The organism is Mesorhizobium sp. C089B, assembly GCF_030323125.1.
GTDB lineage: Bacteria > Pseudomonadota > Alphaproteobacteria > Rhizobiales > Rhizobiaceae > Mesorhizobium.
Genome location: NZ_CP100469.1, coordinates 2,363,768 through 2,383,812, shown reverse-complemented (window position 1 = coordinate 2,383,812; position 20,045 = coordinate 2,363,768). Strand labels below are relative to the sequence as shown.

The following is a 20,045-nucleotide window of genomic DNA, read 5'->3' as shown; positions in this document are numbered from 1 at the left end:
AGCAGCGCGAGATGGGAATGTGACATGTCGGCAGAGACCTTAAGCGAAAATTCCGTGGCCAGCGAATTCTGGGACGGCGTGCGGCTGTCGATGCCGGTGGTTGTCGCCGCGGCGCCATTTGGGCTGCTGTTCGGCGCCATCGCCGTCGACAACGGCTTTTCCGTTCTCGAAGCTTTTTAATGAGCGCGCTGATCTTCGGCGGCGCCAGCCAGATGGTAGGCATCGAATTGTTCGGCCAGCATGTCGCGCCATGGCTGGTCGTGCTGTCGATCTTCGCGGTGAATTTCCGCCACGTGCTTTACTCCGCCAGCATCGGCCGGCGAATCGCGCACTGGCCGGTTATCAGCCAAGCGCTGGGCTATTTCGTGCTCACCGATCCGCAGTTCGCGGTGGCCGAGCGCAGGGCCGAAGCCGGCGAGACCGTTGGCTTTGCCTGGTATATGGGCCTTGGCCTGCCGGTCTATGTGTTCTGGGGGATCGAAAGCGCGCTGGGCGCGGTGTTCGGCAAGCTGATCCCCGACACGCATGCGCTGGGCATCGATTTCCTGCTGCCGATCTATTTCCTCGGGCTGGTCATGGGCTTTCGCAACCGGCCACTGTGGCTGCCGGTGGTGATCGCCAGCGCCGCGGCGTCGATCATTGCCTACAAAACTGTGGGATCGCCATGGCACGTCTCCATCGGCGCCGTTGCAGGCGTGCTTCTGGCCGTCATCCTGCCGCCGCACCATAGCGGTGTGGAGGCAAAACGATGAGCGCGACTTTGTGGATCATCATTGCCGGCGCGATCGCCACCTATCTCACCCGCGTCGGCGGCCATCTGGTGATCTCGCGCTTCGACCACATCCATCCACGCGTCGAGGCTGGCTTGAACGCCGTGCCGGCCGCGGTGTTGACGACGCTGGTGGCGCCCGCCGCACTCAGCGCCGGACCGGCGGAATGGGCGGCGCTGGTCGTCGCCGCTGTGGTCTCGCTGCGCGGCGGCCTGATGGCGATGTTTCTGGCCGGGGCGGTGGTGCTGATCCTAGCGCGGCAGTTTGTGGCATAGGGCGCCTGCCGGCAGAACAGTTTCGAACTGTCGGCGCCGCCCCTCATTGCCCTGCCGGGCGTTCGTCACTCGAAAAGCCAAGCAATTGGCTTTTCGTCCGCTTCGCGGACCGCTCCCCACCTCCCCGTATAGTGACGGGGAGAAAGAAGCTCATGTCCGAACCGGATAGATAGGTAACAGAATGGACCGATAGCATGGGTGACAGTTTTCTTGTCCGCCGGAGGACCGGCGATGGTTTGGCGAGAGACTGGCATCATGGACGAGCGGCTACGGTTTGTTGTGGAGTGTCTTTCTGGGGATGAGACGATGGTTGCGCTTTGTGCGGCCTACGGGATCTCACGCAAGAACGGCTACAAATGGCTAGGACGCTATCGGACGTTTGGGCCTGAGGGTTTGCACGACCTGCCGCGAGCCCCGCTCAATCATGGCCGGGCGACAGCTCAGGATCTGGTTGAGCGGATTGTGGCGGCCAAGGAGCTGCATCCGCTTTGGGGTCCAAAGAAGATCGTGGCACGGCTCAGGCGCACGGCTCCCGAGTTCATGTGGCCTTCAGCCTCGACGGTCGGCGCGATCCTTGCGCGGCATGGGCTTGTCCGCGCCCGCAAGCGACCCCGCCTGCGGGCCTGCGGCAATGGACCCTGGCCACAGCCGCAAGAACCGAACGCGGTGTGGACTGGCGATCACAAGGGCTGGTTCCGGACCCGCGACGGCTGGCGTTGCGAACCCTTGACGGTGATGGATGCGTCGAGCCGCTATCTTCTGGCGCTCGAAGCGACGGGGTCGACGGCCGATAGCGAAGCCTGGCCGGTGTTCGAACGGCTGTTTGAAGAGCATGGCCTGCCGGATCGCTTCAGAAGCGACAATGGCCCGCCCTTCGCATCGGCCGGCGTCACCGGGCTGACGCCGCTTGTCGTGCGCTTCATCAAGCTCGGCATCACCCTGGAGCGGATCGCACCCGGCAGGCCACAGCAGAACGGACGTCACGAGCGCTTTCACCTGACCATGCTGCCGATGGCCGAGGCACCGGAAGCCGACCGAACGGCACAGGGCCAGGCCTTCGAGACCTTCCGCCAAAGCTACAATGAGGAACGTTCCCATGAGGCGCTGGGCATGGATACGCCCGCCCAGCACTACCGGTCCTCACAGCGCGCCATGCCCAGGACACCACCCGAGCCCGTCTATCCGGCCGAGGCCTCGGTCCGCCGCGTGCGCCACAATGGCGAGATCCGATGGAATGGCGGCTTCATATATGTCTCGCAAGCGCTGGCGGGCGAACCGGTCGCTGCGTTGGAGACCGAAGACGGACAATGGACACTCTCATTCCATGCCCACCCGCTCGGCATCATCGACACACGGACATGAAGCTTGTCCGCCGCAGCGCCGCGCCAACCAATCCGCTTGGCGCTGCGGCGGACGCATAGGGGGAGAGAAGTGTCACCTATATATCCGGTTCAAAGTGTTACCCATCTATCGGCTGGACACTCATTTCAGATCTTGGCGTCGTGCGGCAGCGGCGCTGTTGCCTTCTCCAGCCAGGCCAGCGTCTCGCCGTCGAGCATCGGGCCGATCTCGGCCAGCACCCAGGCATGGTAAGTATCCAGCCAGTGCAACTCCTCGCGCGTCAACAGGTCGGTGCGGATCAGCCTGATATCGATCGGCGCCAGCGTCAGCGTCTCGAAACCGTGCATGGCGATGTCGCCGCCCTCCACCTGTTCAGCCGGTGTCACCAGGATCAGGTTCTCGATGCGGATGCCGTAGGAGCCTTCCTTGTAATAGCCGGGCTCGTTGGACAGCATCATGCCGGCCAGCAGCTTTTCGGTGCCGGTGCGGGCGATGCGCTGCGGCCCTTCGTGCACCGCCAGATAGGAGCCGACGCCATGGCCGGTGCCGTGGGCAAAGTCGCAGCCATGCTTCCACAGCGCCATGCGCGCCACCGCGTCGATTTCCGAGCCGCGCGTGCCGGCGGGAAAGCGCAGAGTGGAAATGCCGATCATACCTTTCAGCACCAGTGTGAAGCGCTCGCGCATCTCCTCGGTCGGCTGGCCGATCGGCACCGTGCGGGTGATGTCGGTGGTGCCGTCCTGATACTGGGCGCCGGAATCGAGCAGGAACAGCTCGCCCTTTGCCAGCTCGCGGTTGGTGGCGCGCGACACGCGGTAGTGCATGATGGCGCCGTTCGGACCGCTGCCGGAAATGGTGTCGAAGGAGACGTCGCGCAGCGGCATCTGCGTTTCCTCGCCGGTCTGCCGGCGCGTTTCCTCCAACTTGGTGACAACGGTTATTTCGTCGAGCGTGCCCGGCTTCTGCCGTTCCAGCCAGCACAGCAGTTTCGCCACCGCCGCGCCGTCCCGGCGATGCGCGGCGCGGCTGCCGGCGATTTCCGCCTGGTTCTTGGTGGCGCGCGGAATGCGGGCGGGATCGGCTGCTGAAACAAATGTGCCGCCATTGTCCTCGACCAGCATTCTCAGCTTCTCCGCCGCCAGCACCGGGTCGAGCGCGATCTTGGCGCCGCCCTTGGCAAGGGTAACGACCGCCGCCTCGAATTCGCCGGGCTCGTGCAGATCGGCGAGTTGGGTGAGATAGGCGGCGACCGTGCGCGAAAACTTGCGCTGGTCCATGAACAGCTGGTGCTTGCCGTCGGCGGCAAGGATCGCGAAGCCGAGCGCCAGCGGCGTGTGCGGCACGTCACCGCCACGGATGTTGAAGGCCCAGGCGATCGAGGAGGGGTCGGTGAGCACGGCGTGCGACGCGCCCTCCTTGCCGATTACCGCCGCCAGCCGCGCCAGCTTGTCCTTGGCGAGTTCCCCGGCAAAGCCGATCGGGTGGATTTCGACCGGCGCCACGGGCGGCGCCGGCTGATCCTTCCAGATGATGTCGATCGGGTTCCTGTCGAGCGGCACCGGCGTCGCGCCGGATTGCTCGGCCGAGGTTTTCAGCGCCTTGACCTCAGCGATCGTGTGCAGCCAGGGGTCGAAGCCAAGCCTGGCGCCCTTGCCGAGATTGTCCTTGATCCAGGAGGCCGGCGGGTTGTCGACGAGACTCTCGATTGCAAAAATGTCGAGATCGACTTCGTGGCGCACTTGCAAGGTATAGCGGCCATCGACGAACATGAAGGCGCGGTCACGCTGCACAAGTGCTACGCCGGCCGAGCCGCTGAAGCCGGTCAACCATTTCAGCCGCGCCGAGCGATCGGCGACATACTCGCCCTGGTGCTCGTCCGCGCGCGGCACCAGGAAACCGTCGATGCCATTATCCGCCAGCAATCGCCGCAGCAACGTCACGCGCGGCTTGCCGACGCTCGGGTCGCCTGCGGAATCGAAGGTCTGGAACATGGTATGCCTCCTGTATCGGGCGCGACCGTAGCGCATGACCCGGAAAACCGGAATCGATTTTCGCCAATCGCAACAGGCTCGGATTGGTCCAAAGCGCGTTGCGTCTCAGTGCTTCAGGTGGATCGTCACCCAGCCTTCGCGATGCAAGGTCCTGACATGGCGGAAATTCTGGCCGACATAGGCCGAGATCACCGCATTGCACTGGCGCTCGAGGATGCCGGACAGCATGATCGAGCCGCCGAGACTGATATGCCTGGCCATCTCAGGCGCAAGCCGCATCAGCGGTCGCGCCAATATGTTGGCGACGATGAGATCGAAAGGCGCGCGCTTGCCGAAGATCGGGTGGTGGAAGCCGGGCGCCGTCACCGTTTCAACCAGCGCCTTGACGTGGTTGAGGCGGGCGTTGGCGGCGGCGACCCTGACGGCGATCGGATCGATGTCGGTCGCCAGCACCGGAATATGCGCCAGTTTGGCGACGGCGATCGCCAGCACCGCGCTGCCGGTGCCGAGGTCGAGGGCATTCCTGGGACGTTCGCGGCGCACGACCCGCTCCAGCATTTCGAGGCAGCCGGCCGTGGTACCGTGATGGCCGGTGCCGAAGGCAAGGCCGGCCTCGATCTCGATGGCCAGTTCGCCGCTGTGGCGCTTCCTGCGGTCATGCGCGCCATGGACGAAGAAACGTCCGGCGCGCACCGGCTTCAGTCCCTCCAGCGAGCGCGCCACCCAGTCGATGTCGGGCAGAACCTCGCGCTCGATCGGCTTCGACAGGGACAGTCCGGCAAGGCTGTCCCTTAGCCGCGCCTCAACCGCGTCGACATTGCCGTCGGTGTAGAGCGAAACCTCGTAGATGTCGCGGTCTTCATCGACTTCGAGCACGGCGATCGGCAGGCCTTCATCCTCGAAAGCCGGTTCGAGCGCGGCAAAGATGCGGTCGGCCTCGATCTTCCCAGCGATGAAGTGGAGCCTGGTCTGACCCATCAGCTGGTCTCTTGTTTGAGCATGATCTCTGGACAACACTTTTCTGTCCGAGAAAACCGGATTCCACATTTCGGGATCATGCCTAGCCTGCCGCCAGCCGCTTCAGCTTGGCGATCGCGGTATCGGCGCTTTCGCCATAGGCTATGGTGCCCGAAAACTCGCCCTTGGCGTTGAGCAGCAGCGCGGAGGCGGTGTGGTCCATCGTGTAATCGCCGTCGCCGGTGTCGACCTTCTTCCAGTAGATGTTGAAGGACTTCGCCATGGCGTGCACCTTGTCGGGATCGCCCGATATGCCGACGATGCGGTCGGAGAAATTGCTGACGTAAGTGTTCATCACCGGCGGCGTGTCGCGCTCTGGATCGACGGTAACGAAGTAGGCGTTGAGGTTCTTGCCGTCGTTGCCCAGCGTCTTCAGCCAGCCGGCCATTTCGAACAAAGTGGTCGGGCAGACTTCCGGGCAATGGGTGAAGCCGAAGAAGACGATGCTGGGTTTTCCCCTGAAGGCGGCTTCGGTGATTGGCGCGCCTTTCTGGTCGACCAGCGTGAATGGCGCGCCATACGGTTCGCCACCATAGTGGCCGCGATAGAAGTCAAAGGTGAGCCAGCCGATGCCCGCCGCCATCAGAACGAGAATGCCGACCAGAATTGAACGCATCATAAGGAAGTGTCCGTCGCAGAAATCACCGAGCGCCGGATCGGCGCCTCTCTGCCGGCAGTCTTAGCCGGTCGCAGGGAGCAAGGCAAAGATGCCGCGTTGCCGCAACCGGGCTGGACGCTACCTTGCAAACAGCTGGCCCTTATCCCACCTGAGACCGGCAAACCGAACCTGAGGAGGCTCCCTTGCAAAGACGGACTGGGCAGAGACGGATTGGGCAGAAACTGATCGGCGGCGCGCTGGCCGCATGCATTGCCCTTGGCGCCGGTGCCGCCGCGGCAGAGGAGGTCGGCAAGGTCGGCGTCGATTGGGTCGGCAACGACATCATCGTCGAGGCGATCAAGGACCCCAAGATCGACGGCGTGACCTGCCATGTCTCCTATTTCGACCGCAGCGTCATCGACCGCTTGCACAAGGGCAACTGGTTCGAGGATCCGTCTGATTCCTCGATCTCCTGCCGCCAGACCGGGCCGATCACCATCGGCGACATCGACATGAGCGAGGGCGGCGAAGAGGTGTTCAAGCAAGGCATCAGCCTGATCTGGAAGAAGCAGGTGGTGAACCGCATCTACGACAAGAAGAACGAGACGCTGATCTATCTCTCGCATTCGCGCCAAGTGCAGGACGGCTCGGCGAAAATGTCGGTGACGACCGTGCCGCTGTTCGGCCAGAACGTGGTGTGGACCGGCGGCAAGCCGAAATAGCGGATCCTGTGTCAGCGCAATTGCTCTGACGGACGGTTGGCCCCCTTGCGGGCCAATCGCGACGCGACAATTGCTTCCGCAATTGCGCTGACGTAAATCCGCCGCATGGACCGTACCGAAAACCTCGTCCTGAAAGATCCGGAGCCGCGCATCCATCCGTCCGCGGAGCTGAAAGCGTGCAAGCTTGGCCGCTATGCCTCGATTGGCGAACGGGTGGTGCTGCGCGAGGTCAATGTCGGCGATTTCTCCTATTTCGAGCGCCACGCCGAGGCGATCTACACGACGATCGGAAAATTCTGCTCCATCGCCGCCAACAGCCGCATCAATGCGCTGGAGCATCCGATCGAGCGGATCACGCAGCACAAGCTCAGCTACCGGCCGAACGAGTATTTCCGCTGGCTGGGCGTCGACGCGGCGTTCCGCGCGCGGCGGCAGGCCAAGGCGGTCGGCATCGGCAACGATGTCTGGATCGGCCATGGCGCCGTCATCATGCCCGGCATCAGCATCGGGAATGGCGCGATCGTCGGCGCCAATTCGGTGGTGACGCGGAATGTACCGGCCTACACAATCGTCGCCGGCGTACCGGCGAAGCCGTTGCGCATGCGCTTTCCCTCCGAGATCGCGGCGCGGATCGAAAGCCTCGCCTGGTGGGACTGGCCGCCGGAGAAACTCGCCAAAGCGGTTCCCGACATGCAGGCCTTGCCGATTGAGGATTTCCTCGATCGCTGGGAGCAAGAGCATTCCTGAGAGCTCGCCGCGCGTGCGCGTTTTCATCGACTGGCTGGCCGAAATCCTGGCGCCAAATTCTGAACGGCACGTGTCGGGAAGAGTTCCGCTGGTCTGCGGCAACGCAACGAACCCCTTCCGCCATGCGGGGGTGGCCCAGCGGAAGGGGCTTGGAGACAAATCCGCGTGAAGCGGAAGGAACAGGTTTTTTGCCTGCATGGTGACTAATGGCAACAAACCGATAAGGCGGCTTTTCACGGCGCTGCGCCTTTGGCGTGCATACAATTGCATCAGCGATGCCCTCTGCGACAGGGAACCGGAAGCGGCTGCCGGTTGTTTATTGTTGGAGCGATGAATGCGGCCTTGGTCAGCTCGTCGCGCTTTGAACGGTCGAGGATGTGAATGATCGAAAAGCTGTTTACCAGAATCGCCAACACCGTTTCGCACTTGGCGGGCCTGCCGCCGACTTTCATCGCCTGCTGCGCCATAGTTATCGTCTGGGCGGTAAGCGGGCCATTCTTCGGCTTTTCCGATACGTGGCAGCTCGTCATCAACACGGGAACGACGATCATCACCTTCCTGATGGTGTTCCTGATCCAGAACACCCAGAACCGCGACGGCGCCGCGGTTCAGGCCAAGCTCGACGAACTGATCCGCGTCAGCGAGGGCCACAATCATTTCATCGGCATCGAGCACCTGACCGAATCCGAGGTCGAGGAGATCAGAGACAAATGCGAGCGGGCGGCAAAACGCCATGACCACGAACTCGCCGAACTCGCGGCCAAGAAGGCGGTCGCGCAAAAGCGCACCGCGAAAAAACGCGCGGCCGCCTGACTCTCGGCTTTGCCTGAGTTCGACGATCAGTTTCCCATAAAGGCCGCGAAAGCGTCCTTATGGTCGGGGTGCCAGCGCGAGAGAGCAGGCCGGTTCTCGATGATGTCGCCGATCGCCCAGGCCATGCGCTTTTCATCGGTCGGCCGCATCACCTCATTGTCGGGGCACAGGATGTAGAAGTCCCCACGCGCCAGCGAAGCCAGCATGAAGTCGACCACCTGCTCGCCGGTCCAGGCGCCAGCCGGTTTTTCGACCGCTCCTTCGGTGAGGCCGGTGAAGGTGAAGCCGGGAATGAGAAGATGCGCCGCGACCTTCGCGCCCGGCTCGTTGCGCAATGCGTGCGCCAGCCCTTCGGTGAACGTCTTCAATGCCGATTTGGAGACGTTGTAGGCGAGATTGCCGGGTGGCGTGGTGATGCCTTGCTTGGAGCCGGTGTTGATGATCAGGCCCGGCTCTCCGGAGGCCAGCATGGCCGGCGCAAAGGCCTCGACGCCATGTATGACGCCCCAGAAATTGATGTCGATCAGCCGCTTCCAGGCGTCGCCGTTCTCCCACGGTTTTCCCGGATTGTTGCCGACGCCGGCATTGTTCATCAGCAGCGATACGGCGCCGAAAGCGGCATGCGTCTTTTCCGCCAGCCGGCCAAGTTCGTCGGCCTTCGAGACGTCTGTGGCGACGGCAAGCACGGCATTCTCGCCGGTGATCACGGCGACTGCCTGGCGGGCCGCATCGAGGCGCGCGCCGCCAATGTCGGCCAGCACCAGTCTCATGCCCATAGCCGCCAGCCTTTTGGCAGCGGCAAGCCCGATGCCGCTGGCGCCCCCGGTGATGACGGCGACGTTGCCTCGGCTGAGGGCGGGCAAAGCGGATTGGATTTCGGCGTCGGAGTTCATGATCTTTTTCCTAGGGTTCGGGTGGCGCCGAACTTAGCGCGGGACGCGCATCGTGCAAGGCCGTCCCGCGTGTTCGGGTTGACCGCATCAACGGCGGCTGTGCATGCTGCGGCCGAACAGGAGACTGCCGATTGACCGACTGGGTTGCGATCCTGAAGGAGCAGACCGCCACCGGCGACCAGATGGGCCGCGAGGTGCCACAGATGCTTGCCAATCCGGACATAAGCGAAGCGCAGGTGAAGACCTTGTTTTCGGCACTCGAAAAACAGGCCGAGTTCGTTGAGAAATTGCGCATGGCGCTGGAAAAATTCGGCCATGATTTTTCGATCATCAAGGCGGCCGAGCGGCTGGAGGAGCGCTATGCCGACCTTGCGGCGTCGGTTGCCGAAAAGCTGAAGGCGATGCGCAAGTAGAGGCGTCCTACGCTACTTTTCCAGCACCCGCGAAAAACGCGTGTCCGGCACGAACCAGACGGCGGCCACCAGCACGAAGATCGCAACGCCGATCCATTGGTTGACGAAGGCAAGCGGGACGGCGGCGGCGTAGAGGGCCACCGAGATCTTGCCCTTGCGGTCATTGCCCAGCGCCTTGGCGAAGGCGGTGTCGTTGCCGTGCAAATGGTGCAGCTTGGTGGCGAGAAAGGTGTAGGCGACCGCGCACAGCACCAGGTCGATGCCATAGACGGCGACGGGGACCGGCGCGAAATGGTTCTCGCCCATGAAGGCCGTCGTTGCCGGCATCAGCGACAACCAGAACAGAAGGTTGAGGTTGGCCCACAGCACGCGGCCGTCGACCCTTTGGACGGTGTGGAACATGTTGTGCAGATTGTTCCAGTAGATACCGACATTGATGAACGACAAGACATAGCTGAAAAAGATCGGCCACAGCGGCAGAAGCGCTGAAAAATCCTCGCCATGCGGCACTTTCAGCTCCAGCACCATGATGGTGATGATGATGGCGACGACGCCATCGGTGAATGCCTCGACTCTGCCTTTTCCCATGGATTCTCCCTCTGGATGGAAAGACGTTAAGCGAGGATTTCGGGCAAGACCATCCTGACAAGGTTGTCAGGATGAAGTTCGGCACGTGGAACGGCCATCCTTACATGGACGTTGGGGCGCAATTGGGCGGTGGGCGATTGGCCGGAGGTTGCCATGACCAGCTATGCCGAGACCACGACGCGCGACAGCGGACTCGATGGCCGGCCCGCGATGGCGGCGGTTGCCGCCATGATCGCCGCGCTGTTCGCCGGCAGCACGGTGCTGACGCCGCTTTACGTCATCTACAAGCAAGCCTTCGGTTTCTCGCAGATCACGCTGACGCTGGTCTACGCCGTCTATGTCGTCGGCAATCTCGGCGCATTGCTGATGTTCGGGCGCTTGTCCGACGGCATTGGCCGCCGTCCTGCGGCGCTGGCGTCGATGGCCATAGCGGTGGTCAGCGCGGTGGTGTTCCTGCTGGCCGAGAATGTCGCCTGGCTCGATGTCGCCCGCATATTGAGCGGCCTTGGCATCGGCATCGGCGCGGGAACGGGCACAGCCTGGCTTGCCGAATTGATCGAGGGTAAGGACAAATCGCGCGCGGCAATCATCGCCACCAGCACCAACTTCGTTGGCCTTGGCCTCGGCGCGCTGGCATCGGGCCTGCTCGCCGAATATGCGCCCTGGCCGTTGAGACTAACGTTTGCGGTCTATCTTGCCTTGCTGGTGGTGGTGACGCTGCTGATCTGGCGTACCCGCGAAACCGTGTCCCGGCCGGGCAGGCTGACCGACGTTTCGTTGCGGCCACGGCTATCGGTGCCGAGCGATATCCGCGCTGCCTTCGTGGCGCCGGCGGTCACCGGTTTCGGCGCCATGGCGCTGGTCGGCTTCTATGCAGCCCTGGCGCCGAGCATCCTGGCGCAGCAACTGCATGTGGCCAACCATGCCGAGGCCGGCGCGCTGTTCTTTGAACTGTCGATCGTTGCGGCCGCGACCATTCTGGCCACGGCCCGACTGTCCAGCCGCGCCGGCATGCTGGCCGCGCTGGCGCTGATGATCCCGGCCGTAGGGCTGATGGTTGCTGCTCAGTTTTTCGCGTCGATGTCCCTGATGGTTGCCGCCACCGCTGTGTGCGGCGTGGCGGCGGCGCTCGGCTATCGCGGCGGCCTGCAGGTGGTGAACCAGATCGCACCTGCCGAGCGTCGCGCCGAATTGGTGTCGGCGTTCTTCATCTGCTGCTTCTGCGGCAATGCGCTGCCGGTGATCGGCATTGGGCTGCTGTCGAGTTGGGCCACTCCGACGACGGCAAGCCTGGCCTTCGCCGGCATGATCACGCTGTTCTCTGTCGTAGCGCTGGGGTTCGGCGTCAAATACGCGCGCTGAGCCTCACCCGTTTGGCGTCTCGGGCGCCATGTTTGCCCGTCCGCGCGGGATGCCGAGGCCGGTGTCGGGCGGCTCGCCGGCGGCCGGCCGGTCCTCGATCATGTGCATGGTGCGCCAGCGGCCGAAGCGATAATAGGCGGCGGCCAGCACCAGCGAGGTGATCGATCCCGCCGGAAAACTCCACCACAGCGCTTCCTCGCCGATGTAGCTCCTGAAGAAGTAGGCAAAGCCGGTACGCACGACCAGCACGGAAATCACCAGAATGATCAGCGGCGGCATCACGGCACCGGTGGCGCGCACAGTGGCGAACAGCACGATGGTGACGCCGAACAGGATGAACGACCAGGACGCCACCTTGTTGATGTGGGCTGCAATGTCGATTGCGGTGCTGTCGCCGCTAAGGAACAGGCCGAGCACCGGCCTGTCGAAGAAGAACAACAGCGCCACCAGGGCGCCGGTGAGCACCAGGTTGAAGCCGACGCCGGACGCCGCGATGCGACCGATGCGGTCCCAGCGCCCGGCGCCGACATTCTGGGCCGCCATCGACGAGACTGCGGCGCCGATCGCCAGCGCAGGCATCTGGATATAGGTCCACAGCTGCGCCGCGATGCCGTAGGCGGCGGCGACCTGCGAGCCGTAGGAGTTGACGATGCCCATGACGGTCAGCGCCGCCGCCGAAATGACGATCATCTGCAGGCCCATCGGCACGCCCTTGAAGACGACGATCCTGAGCAGCGCCGGATCCGGCCGCAGCAGAGCGAGGTTGGCGCCGGCGAGCCGCAGCGGATGCTTTCTGGCATAAAGCACGACGAGGATGGCGATCACGCTCACTGTCTGGCCGATCAGCGTCGAGGTGGCGGAGCCGGCGATGCCGAGCTCGGGGAAGGGGCCGATGCCGCGAATGAGCAGCGGATTGAGGATGATGTCGAGCACGACGGCGAGCGCCATGAAGAAGAATGGCGTGCGCGAATCACCCGCACCGCGCAGCACCGTCATGACGAAGGACAGAAGATTCATCATCGGCACGGCGACGAAGATGATACGCAGATAGGAGCGCGCCAGCGGCAGCGCATCGGGCGGGGTGCCCAGTGTGTTGAGGATGGCGTCGACCCAGATCCAGCCGCAGACGGCGAAGATAGCCGAGAAGAGGAAGAAGAAGCTGGCGCTGGTGCCGACGATGCGCCGCGCCTCGGGCAGGTCGCGGGCGCCGACCGATTGCGCCACCAGGATGGTCGCGGCCATGCCGATGCCGAACACGGTGCCGAGAATCAGGAACAGCACCAGATTGGCGTTGGAGGTGGCGGTCAGCGCCGATTCACCGAGGAAGCGGCCGACCCAGACGGCGTTGATCGAACCGTTGAGCGATTGCAGCACGTTGGAGCCGAGCACCGGCAGAGCGAACAAAAGCAGCGTGCGCGGAATCGGGCCGCTGGTCAGGTCGCCGGTGCGCCGGCGCGGTGGTATTTTTTCGTCCATGGGCTGTTCGGCGAAGGTTCATCTCAAAGTCCGCCCGGCAATGATCGCCGATTTGACGGACAAGGTCGATGCGGCATTGGAACATGCCACCTGGCGGCTTCACGCTAATCAGTTCTCAAAAGATCCGGGATGGGATATGGGTCGTCGCCGCGTGGGGTCGCATATCCTGTTGGATATGATGAATAGGCTGGGGGGATCATGTCCGACAATCCGCTTTTTTCCGAGCGCCTGAACCGGCGCGCGTTTCTTGGAATATCCGCTTTGGGTGCCGCTTCCATGGCGCTTTCAGCCTGCACCACGACCGACGTCGTGGTGCCGCCAACGCCCGCCCCGGCGCCCGAACCGGCTCTGGGCGATGCCGCCACCATGTATTCGGCGCGCGTCGATGAGGGCTTTTCATTGCCGGCAATCCCCGTGGCCAAGCTCGATCCGAAGTTCGTGCGCCAGATCGTGGACGATCCGACCGGCGAAAAACCCGGCACGATCGTCGTCGATACATCCGAGCATTTTCTCTATCTGGTGCGCGACGGCGGCAAGGCAATGCGCTATGGCGTCAGCCTCGGCAAGGCCGGGTTTGGCTGGACCGGCAGCGCCGTGATCCAGGCGCGCAAGAAATGGCCGGTGTGGACGCCGCCGCCCGAAATGATCCAGCGCCGGCCGGAACTGGCGAAATACAAGGACGGCATGCCGCCGGGACCGCAGAGCCCGCTCGGCGCGCGCGCGCTCTATCTGTTCCGCGACGGCAAGGACACGATGTACCGGCTGCACGGCACGCCGGAATGGGATTCCATCGGCAAGAATGCGTCGTCGGGCTGCGTGCGCTTCATGAACCAGGACATCATCGACCTCTACAGCCGGGTCAACGGCGTAGCCCAGGTCTATGTGCGCCCGAACCTGTCGGCCGCGGGCAAGATCATGGCTGTGTCGAGCCGGACCGCCGAGCCGATCGATGCCGGCGTGCCAAGGGATGCGGAGATTTTGAAATAGGTGCCTTCACGGCATCGCTGATCGCCGACAAACGGTTAGAGGCGGACGCGCCGAGCGCGTCCGCCTCTCCGTATACGGCTACTTCTTGGCGAGGCCCGGAAGCGTGACCTGATAGACCAGGAACATGGTATCGACATCGGCGCCGTCTTCGGCCTTGTAGGGCGCGCCGACCTGAAAACCGTCCTCGGTGAGAAAGTCGTTATCGTTGCCGACGAACAGGAAATAGTCGTCGGGCAGCGCCGGATCGAGCACGCTGACCACCGACATTGCTTCCCACTTCTCCGACAGATTGTTCTTGTCGTTGGGCTTGCCGTCATGCAGGCCGAAACGGCCGAGTTCCTTGTTGTCGTTGATGTCGATGAACGGCGTCAGCTTGGCCGGCGTCACCGAGGGGTCGAGCACGCCCTTGGGCGCCAGCGGCTTGTCGGCGGCATCGAAGGCGCCGCCGGCAATGTCGGTGGCGCCAGAGACGTCGACGACGAAAATCTGGCGCAGCAGCGAAGTATCGCCCTTCACCCCCTGGCCGTTTCCGCTGTCGCGCGCCAGCATCAGGAAGGTCTTGTCGGACAGCGCCATGATCTCGCTCTGCGCGGCGACCTTGGTCTTGTCCTTGGTGACCTTGAACACCGGCAGCGGCACGACATATTCATGCACCAGCTTGAGATGGGCCGGGTCGGAGGCGTTGTAGACCAGGGCGCGGGTGTTCTGGCGCGTCGCGGGCGAATCGCCGCCATCCTGGCGGGGCGCCGACTGCAGCACAGCGATCAGCGACTTGCCGTCCGGCGTCAGCGCCATGCCTTCGAGGCCCTGGTTGTTCTGGCGGCCGGTTTCGGGATCCTTCGGATCGGGTTCGGCTGCACCGGGGCCTGGATTGTCGGAGGCGAAGTTCGGCCCGCCCTTGCGCATCGGCACCAAAGCGGCCGGCGGCTGCGTTGCCGACAACAGATGGCCGTCGGCCGAGAAGCGGTAGATGTTGGGGCCGTATTCGTCAGAGATGAACATGGTGCCGTCGGGCAGCCGCGCGATCGCCTCGTTGTCGAGCGCCAGCTTGCCGTTGGCCTCGGGCAGGATCGGCAGGTCGCCGCTCGCCGCGCGCACGCCGTTGAGCGGATCGAGGCCGGTGGCGTCTGCGCCCTTGTCGTCGGTGAGCAGCAGCGAATCGGCTAGCGTCGCCTTGACGCCTGTCTGTTCCTGGCCGGAGGTGGGCGTGGCGCCTAGTGCTACCGGCGTGAACTCGATGCGAATAGTGTTGAGGCGCGGCCGGTAATCGGTGGTGCCGACGACATTGTAGCCACGGTCCGGCAGCAACCAGAGCGAGCCCTTGTAGCCGTCCGCGCCACGGGTCCAGCTTGCGGCGTCGATGGACATGCCGGAGCCGGAGCCGAAGGTCTCGCCGAACTTGTCCTTCTGATCGGCCGGGATGCGGCCGACGCCGACCAGGCCCTTGTTGACGAAGCCACCAACGGTGGCTGTGCTGTCGGCAAGGGCAGGGGTCAGGGCGGTAAACAGCGCCAGCGCGGCGCCGAGCGACACGGTTCGGTGCGAGATTTTCATGGAGATCCTCTTTGTGACAAGCCTTGAGCGGCGCAAAGGGGCCACCGCATCGCATCGACGATGTCGCCCTCTCGCAAAGCGGTCTAGGACGCGAACATGATACCTGCGTGACAGAGCGGGCCTCTTCCTTCTCCCTTGTGGGAGAAGGGAGAGACGCACTATCAATCGCTGTCGCGCGCGATCAGCTCCAGCGGCCAGACTTCGCGGATGATGCGCGGACCTTCCGGGCCGGCAAAGGCGGGAAGCGAGGCCAGCAACATTTCGGCCAGCCGCCGGCCCATCGGCTCCAGCGACGGACGGAAGGCGGTCAGCGCCGGCGAGAAATAACGGCAGAGCGGCGTGTCGACGATGACGATCACCGCGATGTCGTGGCCGGGCCTGATGCCCATCTCGGCCAGTGCCTTGCAGCCGCCGAGCGCCATTGCGTCATTGTTGAAGATGATGGCTGTGGGCCGGTCCTTGGAGAGCATCACGCGCGGCGTCACCTGGTAGCCTCCGGCCTCGTTGATGAAGCCGTCGGCGATCAGGCCGGGGTCGACTTCGATGCCATGCCGCCCCAGCGCCTTGCGGTAGCCGTCGAGGAACAGGTAGCCGAAGTTGAGATCCAGCGAAGGGCGGATGGCGGCAATGCGGCGGTGGCCGCGCGCGACCAGCCGGTCGACGGCTTCATCACCCGCCCTCTCGAAATCGATATCGAGCGAAGGATAGGTGTCGTCGCCGGATTGACTTCGGCCAAGCGTGGCGAAGGGAAAGCCAGCCTTGCTGAGATAGTCGATCCGATCGTCTTCCCGCCGTGTATTGGCCAACACGACCGCGTCGGCTCGGCGCGTCTCAACCACGCGGCGCAGCCTCTCCTGCTGATATTGGCCGGGCTCGCCCATGACGACCATCAGATCCAGGTCATCCTCGGCCAGTCGGCCCTGCAGACCGATCAGGAACGGGATGAAGAAGGGTTCGCCATATTGCTGGTCGCCCGGATGCGGCTGCAGCATGAAGGCGATCGAATGGGTGGTGCCTTGCCGCAGACTGCGGCCGGACTGGTTGGGCGAATAGTTCAATTGCTTGGCGGCGGCGAGCACGCGCTGGCGGGTGTCGGCGTTGACGTCGGCGCGGCCGTTCAGCGCCCGCGACACGGTGCCGATCGAAATGTTCAGGTGACGCGCAAGGTCATGGATGCTGGACGCCAAGGACAGTTCTCCCCCTGTCTTGGCTAGCACCGGCTGCCGCCCAGGCCAAGGCTTCGGGATGATTTTCGCTGGCAGCCGATTGACATTCTACGCCATCGGGTGTGTTCTCGTAAACGTTTACGGAAAAACGTTTACGGTGATGCCGCAAATGCCGTGACATTCGGTCTGGAGGGACCGGACGGGAGGAATGCCGGATGATGAATGCCGTCCTCGTCGGCTGTGGTGCGATGAGCAAGGCCTGGCTCGATGCCGCGAGGCAGATCGACGGGCTCGCCATTGTCGGCCTTGTCGATCTCGACGCCGAACGGGCGCGGGCGAGGGCACGCGAATACGGGCTCGATAGCGTCGTCATCGGCACCAGCCTCGATCAGGTTCTCGACCAGACCAAACCGCAAGCGGTGTTCGATGTCGTGGTTCCCGCCGCCCGCCGCGACGTCGCCTTTTCCGCCTTTGCCCATCATTGCCATCTGCTCACCGAAAAGCCGCTCGCCGATACTCCGGAAAATGCCCGCGCCATTGTCGACGCGGCGCGCCAGGCAGGGCGCGTTCATGCCGTGGTGCAGAACCGCCGCTACGTCGCCAATGTCCGGCGCATAAGGCGCTTTCTCGACTCCGGCGCCATCGGCAAGCCAACCAGCATCCATGCCGACTTCTTCGTCGCGCCGCATTTCGGCGGCTTTCGCGAGGAGATGGCGCATGTGCTCTTGCTCGACATGGCGATCCACACATTCGATGCCGCCCGCTACATGGTCGCAGGCGATCCCGCCGGTGTTTTTTGCCAGGAATGGGAGCCGGCCAATTCCTGGTACCGGCAGGGTTCCTCGGCCAGCGCTATCTTCGATCTCGGTGGCGGCAAGCGGTTCACCTATGCAGGCTCTTGGTGCGCGGCGGGCTTCCGCACCAGTTGGGAGAGCACATGGCGCATCGTCGCCGAGCACGGCAGCCTGGTCTGGGACGGCGAGGACGGGCTGAAGGCCGAAGTTGTGTTGTCGGTCCGCGACGGCCTTTTCGACCTGACCCAGCCCATCATCGTGCCGCCGCTCGATCCCGCCGACCGCATCGGCGGTCATCTCGGCGTCATCAAGGATTTCATCCACGCCATCGAGACCGGTAGCGAGCCGGAAACCCGTGGCAGCGACAACATCAAAAGCCTGGCCATGGTTTTCGGCGCCATCGAAAGCGCCGAGACCGGACGGCGCGTCGCAATCACACAGGAAGCATCATGATGCCAAACCCGCTTCTCGACATCCGGATCGGCACCATGGTGCGGGCCAATCTCGAAGACCCCGCCGCCTACATCAAAGAGATTCTGCCGCTCGGTTTCGAGAGCATCCAGCCCTTCTTCTGGCAGACGCTGGGCGGCAAGGATTTGCGGCGGCTCGCCGGTGAGATTGGCGAGGCGATCGGCGATGCCGATGTCGCCGTGTCGTCGATCGGCGTGTTCGGCAATCCGCTGGAGGATGGCGAGGTCGATCGCGGCGTGCTCGCGGCCTGGGAAACCGTCATCGACAACGCGCATCTGTTCGGCGCCTCGACGGTCAGCGGCTTCACCGGCCGCCTTCGCGGCAAGAAGCTGACCGACAGCCTGCCGCGCTTCCGTGAGGTCTGGGGACCACTGGCCAAGCGCGCCGCCGACAAGGGCGTGCGCATTGCCTTCGAAAATTGCGCCATGGATGGCAACTGGGCGGCCGGCGACTGGAACATCGCCCACAATCCCGATGCCTGGGAGTTGATGTTCAACGAATTGCCCGACGACAATCTCGGCCTCGAATGGGAGCCCTGCCACCAGCTTGTCTACCTCATCGACCCGATGCCGCAGATCCGCAAATGGGCGCCGCGCATTTTCCATGTCCACGGCAAGGACGCGACGGTGCGCTGGGATGTGATCCGCGAGCACGGCGTGTTCGGCAAACTGCCCTTCGTGCAGATGCGCACGCCCGGGTTTGGCGACAGCGACTGGACGCGGGTGATCAGCGAATTGCGGCTGGCCGGTTACAAGGGCGCCATCGACATCGAGGGCTGGCACGACCCGGTCTATCGCGGCGACCTCGAAATCACAGGCCAGGTGCGCGGGCTGGAATACCTCAAGCAATGCCGGGGAGGAGCGACCTACCTGCCGAACCCGGCGTGACCGAGGGCCGGTGGGAGGAGCCGGCCTGACAGATTGCCAAGCACTGCCGACAAGCACTGCCGACAGGCGAACGACGAAACCCCTCGGCTCACCGAGGACAAAAGGGAGGAACGTGCATGAGCATCGCAATGAGAACGACACTTCTGCGCTCGACCGTCGTGGCCGCCGCCACGGCGCTGTGCGCTGCCATCTCCACTCTGCCGGCGCAGGCGCTCGACGCCCAGTGGTGCAAGGATGTCCACATCCGCTTTTTCGTCGGCGGCGCCGAGGGCGACGCTTTCGGCACCATCGTCTACAATGGCGCCAAGCAGGCGGCGTCCGATCTCGGACCCAAGGTCGACTACATCTTCTCGCAGTGGGACGTCGAGAAGATGGTTCAGCAATTGCGCGAGGCCGTCGCCGTGAAGCCCAACGGCATTGCCATGATGGGCCATCCCGGCGACGCCGCGATCATGCCGCTGGCCGAACAGGCGCACAAGGACGGCATCAAGATGATGTACCAGAACGTGCCGGTGCCGACGGTGGTGGCTGCGTTCGGCGGCGGCTATGTCGGCGCCCAGCAGGAGCAGCAGGGCCGCGCGCTCGGCGTCGAAGCGTTCAAGCTCGGCAATCTCAAGTCCGGCGACAAGGCGATCATGATCGGCCCGTTCGAGAACGAGGCCCGCGGCGCGCGCGAGCGCGGCACGGTGGCAGCACTCAAGGAAGCCGGCGTCGAGGTCATCCAGCTGTCGTCGCCGCCGAGCGGCGAATGGGCGTCCGACCCCAATCTGGCGATACCGGTGATCACCGCGGCCCTGCTCAACAATCCCGACGTCAAGGCGGTCGGCTATCCCGGCGGCCAGATGCTGGGCAACGTCGCCACCTACATGCAGGCGGCGGGGCGCAAGCCGGGCGACATCTTCAATTTCGGCTTCGACACCAGCCCGCAGATCGTCGAGGCGTTCAAGGGCGGCTGGGTGCAACTGACGGCCGATCAGCAGCCGTTTCTGCAAGGCTATCTGCCGATCCTCAGCCTTTGCCAGCAGGTGGTGCTGGGCCTGGCGCCGATGAATGTCGACACTGGCGCCGGCTTCGTCACGCCGCAGAATTACGAGATCGTCGCCGAGCTCGCCAAGCAGGCGCTGCGCTGACCTCCCAAGCTGCCGGCTGGGCCCAAGCCCGGCCGGCAGGACCGCTGGCG

General features: G+C 64.0%; 18 protein-coding genes and 2 pseudogenes. 12 read left to right on the top strand and 8 right to left on the bottom strand.

The genetic code is table 11. The annotated features are described in order from the left end of the window. The first annotated feature begins 24 nt into the window (after nucleotides 1–24). From NLY44_RS12065 to NLY44_RS12055, 3 genes and pseudogenes are all read left to right on the top strand, one after another. Nucleotides 25–752 (top strand): annotated as a pseudogene (locus NLY44_RS12065) (AzlC family ABC transporter permease). Then, nucleotides 749–1,045, top strand: a complete 297-nt coding sequence (locus NLY44_RS12060; protein ID WP_023690882.1) for an AzlD family protein — start codon at nucleotides 749–751, stop codon at nucleotides 1,043–1,045. Before NLY44_RS12065 ends, NLY44_RS12060 begins: the two are co-directional and overlap by 4 nt. A 231-nt stretch (nucleotides 1,046–1,276) precedes the next feature. Further along, nucleotides 1,277–2,466 (top strand): annotated as a pseudogene (locus NLY44_RS12055) (helix-turn-helix domain-containing protein). Nucleotides 2,467–2,532: 66 nt separating this feature from the next. Here the strand turns inward: NLY44_RS12055 and NLY44_RS12050 are convergent. The 3 genes from NLY44_RS12050 to NLY44_RS12040 form a co-directional block, all read right to left on the bottom strand. Beyond that, on the bottom strand, nucleotides 2,533–4,377 hold the full coding sequence (locus tag NLY44_RS12050) for an aminopeptidase P family protein (protein ID WP_023805547.1): 1,845 nt from the start codon (nucleotides 4,375–4,377) through the stop codon (nucleotides 2,533–2,535). A 105-nt stretch (nucleotides 4,378–4,482) separates the two neighbouring features. Then, the gene (locus NLY44_RS12045) at nucleotides 4,483–5,355 is read right to left on the bottom strand and encodes a 50S ribosomal protein L11 methyltransferase (protein WP_023805546.1); all 873 of its coding nucleotides are present in this window, start codon (nucleotides 5,353–5,355) and stop codon (nucleotides 4,483–4,485) included. Between the two features lie 82 nt (nucleotides 5,356–5,437). Continuing rightward, nucleotides 5,438–6,013, bottom strand: a complete 576-nt coding sequence (locus NLY44_RS12040) for an SCO family protein (protein ID WP_023712445.1) — start codon at nucleotides 6,011–6,013, stop codon at nucleotides 5,438–5,440. A 182-nt stretch (nucleotides 6,014–6,195) separates the two neighbouring features. On the opposite strand from NLY44_RS12040, the gene NLY44_RS12035 reads away from it, so the two are divergent. The 3 genes from NLY44_RS12035 (at nucleotide 6,196) to NLY44_RS12025 (ending at nucleotide 8,274) form a co-directional block, all read left to right on the top strand. After that, nucleotides 6,196–6,714, top strand: coding sequence for a CreA family protein (locus tag NLY44_RS12035; RefSeq protein WP_023753104.1), 519 nt, complete (start codon nucleotides 6,196–6,198; stop codon nucleotides 6,712–6,714). A gap of 105 nt (nucleotides 6,715–6,819) precedes the next feature. Further along, nucleotides 6,820–7,461, top strand: a complete 642-nt coding sequence (locus NLY44_RS12030; protein WP_023805545.1) for a DapH/DapD/GlmU-related protein — start codon at nucleotides 6,820–6,822, stop codon at nucleotides 7,459–7,461. 381 nt (nucleotides 7,462–7,842) lie between these two features. Then, nucleotides 7,843–8,274 (top strand): low affinity iron permease family protein, encoded by a 432-nt coding sequence (locus NLY44_RS12025; RefSeq protein WP_027050613.1) that lies wholly within the window; start codon nucleotides 7,843–7,845, stop codon nucleotides 8,272–8,274. 26 nt (nucleotides 8,275–8,300) lie between these two features. On the opposite strand, the gene NLY44_RS12020 is transcribed toward NLY44_RS12025, so the two are convergent. Beyond that, nucleotides 8,301–9,167 carry an SDR family NAD(P)-dependent oxidoreductase gene (locus tag NLY44_RS12020; RefSeq protein WP_023805544.1) on the bottom strand — a complete coding sequence of 289 codons (867 nt, stop codon included), beginning with the start codon at nucleotides 9,165–9,167 and terminating at the stop codon, nucleotides 8,301–8,303. A 131-nt stretch (nucleotides 9,168–9,298) separates the two neighbouring features. Between NLY44_RS12020 and NLY44_RS12015 the strand changes: the two genes are divergently transcribed. Next, nucleotides 9,299–9,580, top strand: a complete 282-nt coding sequence (locus NLY44_RS12015; protein ID WP_023668298.1) for a hypothetical protein — start codon at nucleotides 9,299–9,301, stop codon at nucleotides 9,578–9,580. Between the two features lie 12 nt (nucleotides 9,581–9,592). Here the strand turns inward: NLY44_RS12015 and NLY44_RS12010 are convergent, their stop codons facing one another. After that, nucleotides 9,593–10,168, bottom strand: a complete 576-nt coding sequence (locus NLY44_RS12010; protein ID WP_023682120.1) for a TMEM175 family protein — start codon at nucleotides 10,166–10,168, stop codon at nucleotides 9,593–9,595. Nucleotides 10,169–10,321: 153 nt separating this feature from the next. Between NLY44_RS12010 and NLY44_RS12005 the strand changes: the two genes are divergently transcribed. Next, nucleotides 10,322–11,530, top strand: coding sequence for an MFS transporter (locus tag NLY44_RS12005; protein ID WP_023805543.1), 1,209 nt, complete (start codon nucleotides 10,322–10,324; stop codon nucleotides 11,528–11,530). Between the two features lie 3 nt (nucleotides 11,531–11,533). On the opposite strand, the gene NLY44_RS12000 is transcribed toward NLY44_RS12005, so the two are convergent. Next, nucleotides 11,534–13,006, bottom strand: a complete 1,473-nt coding sequence (locus NLY44_RS12000) for an MATE family efflux transporter (RefSeq protein WP_023805542.1) — start codon at nucleotides 13,004–13,006, stop codon at nucleotides 11,534–11,536. A 198-nt stretch (nucleotides 13,007–13,204) separates the two neighbouring features. Between NLY44_RS12000 and NLY44_RS11995 the strand changes: the two genes are divergently transcribed. Next, complete coding sequence (locus NLY44_RS11995; protein WP_023668302.1) at nucleotides 13,205–13,993, top strand: L,D-transpeptidase; 789 nt, start codon at nucleotides 13,205–13,207, stop codon at nucleotides 13,991–13,993. A gap of 78 nt (nucleotides 13,994–14,071) precedes the next feature. Here the strand turns inward: NLY44_RS11995 and NLY44_RS11990 are convergent, their stop codons facing one another. Then, nucleotides 14,072–15,547 (bottom strand): esterase-like activity of phytase family protein, encoded by a 1,476-nt coding sequence (locus NLY44_RS11990; protein WP_023805541.1) that lies wholly within the window; start codon nucleotides 15,545–15,547, stop codon nucleotides 14,072–14,074. Between the two features lie 161 nt (nucleotides 15,548–15,708). Further along, complete coding sequence (locus NLY44_RS11985; RefSeq protein WP_023697001.1) at nucleotides 15,709–16,734, bottom strand: LacI family DNA-binding transcriptional regulator; 1,026 nt, start codon at nucleotides 16,732–16,734, stop codon at nucleotides 15,709–15,711. Nucleotides 16,735–16,928: 194 nt separating this feature from the next. Here NLY44_RS11985 and NLY44_RS11980 point away from each other — a divergent pair, with 194 nt between their 5' ends. The 3 genes from NLY44_RS11980 to NLY44_RS11970 all read left to right on the top strand — a co-directional run bounded on the left by NLY44_RS11980 (nucleotide 16,929) and on the right by NLY44_RS11970 (nucleotide 19,995). Further along, the gene (locus NLY44_RS11980; protein WP_023805540.1) at nucleotides 16,929–17,960 is read left to right on the top strand and encodes a Gfo/Idh/MocA family protein; all 1,032 of its coding nucleotides are present in this window, start codon (nucleotides 16,929–16,931) and stop codon (nucleotides 17,958–17,960) included. Next, nucleotides 17,957–18,865: a sugar phosphate isomerase/epimerase family protein gene (locus tag NLY44_RS11975; protein WP_031201886.1), complete on the top strand. Its 909-nt coding sequence runs from the start codon at nucleotides 17,957–17,959 to the stop codon at nucleotides 18,863–18,865. The genes NLY44_RS11980 and NLY44_RS11975 overlap by 4 nt, the downstream gene beginning before the upstream one ends. Nucleotides 18,866–18,981: 116 nt before the next feature. Then, a complete protein-coding gene (locus tag NLY44_RS11970) occupies nucleotides 18,982–19,995 on the top strand; it encodes a substrate-binding domain-containing protein (RefSeq protein ID WP_023682113.1) in 1,014 nt (337 codons plus the stop codon). Nucleotides 19,996–20,045: the final 50 nt, after the last annotated feature.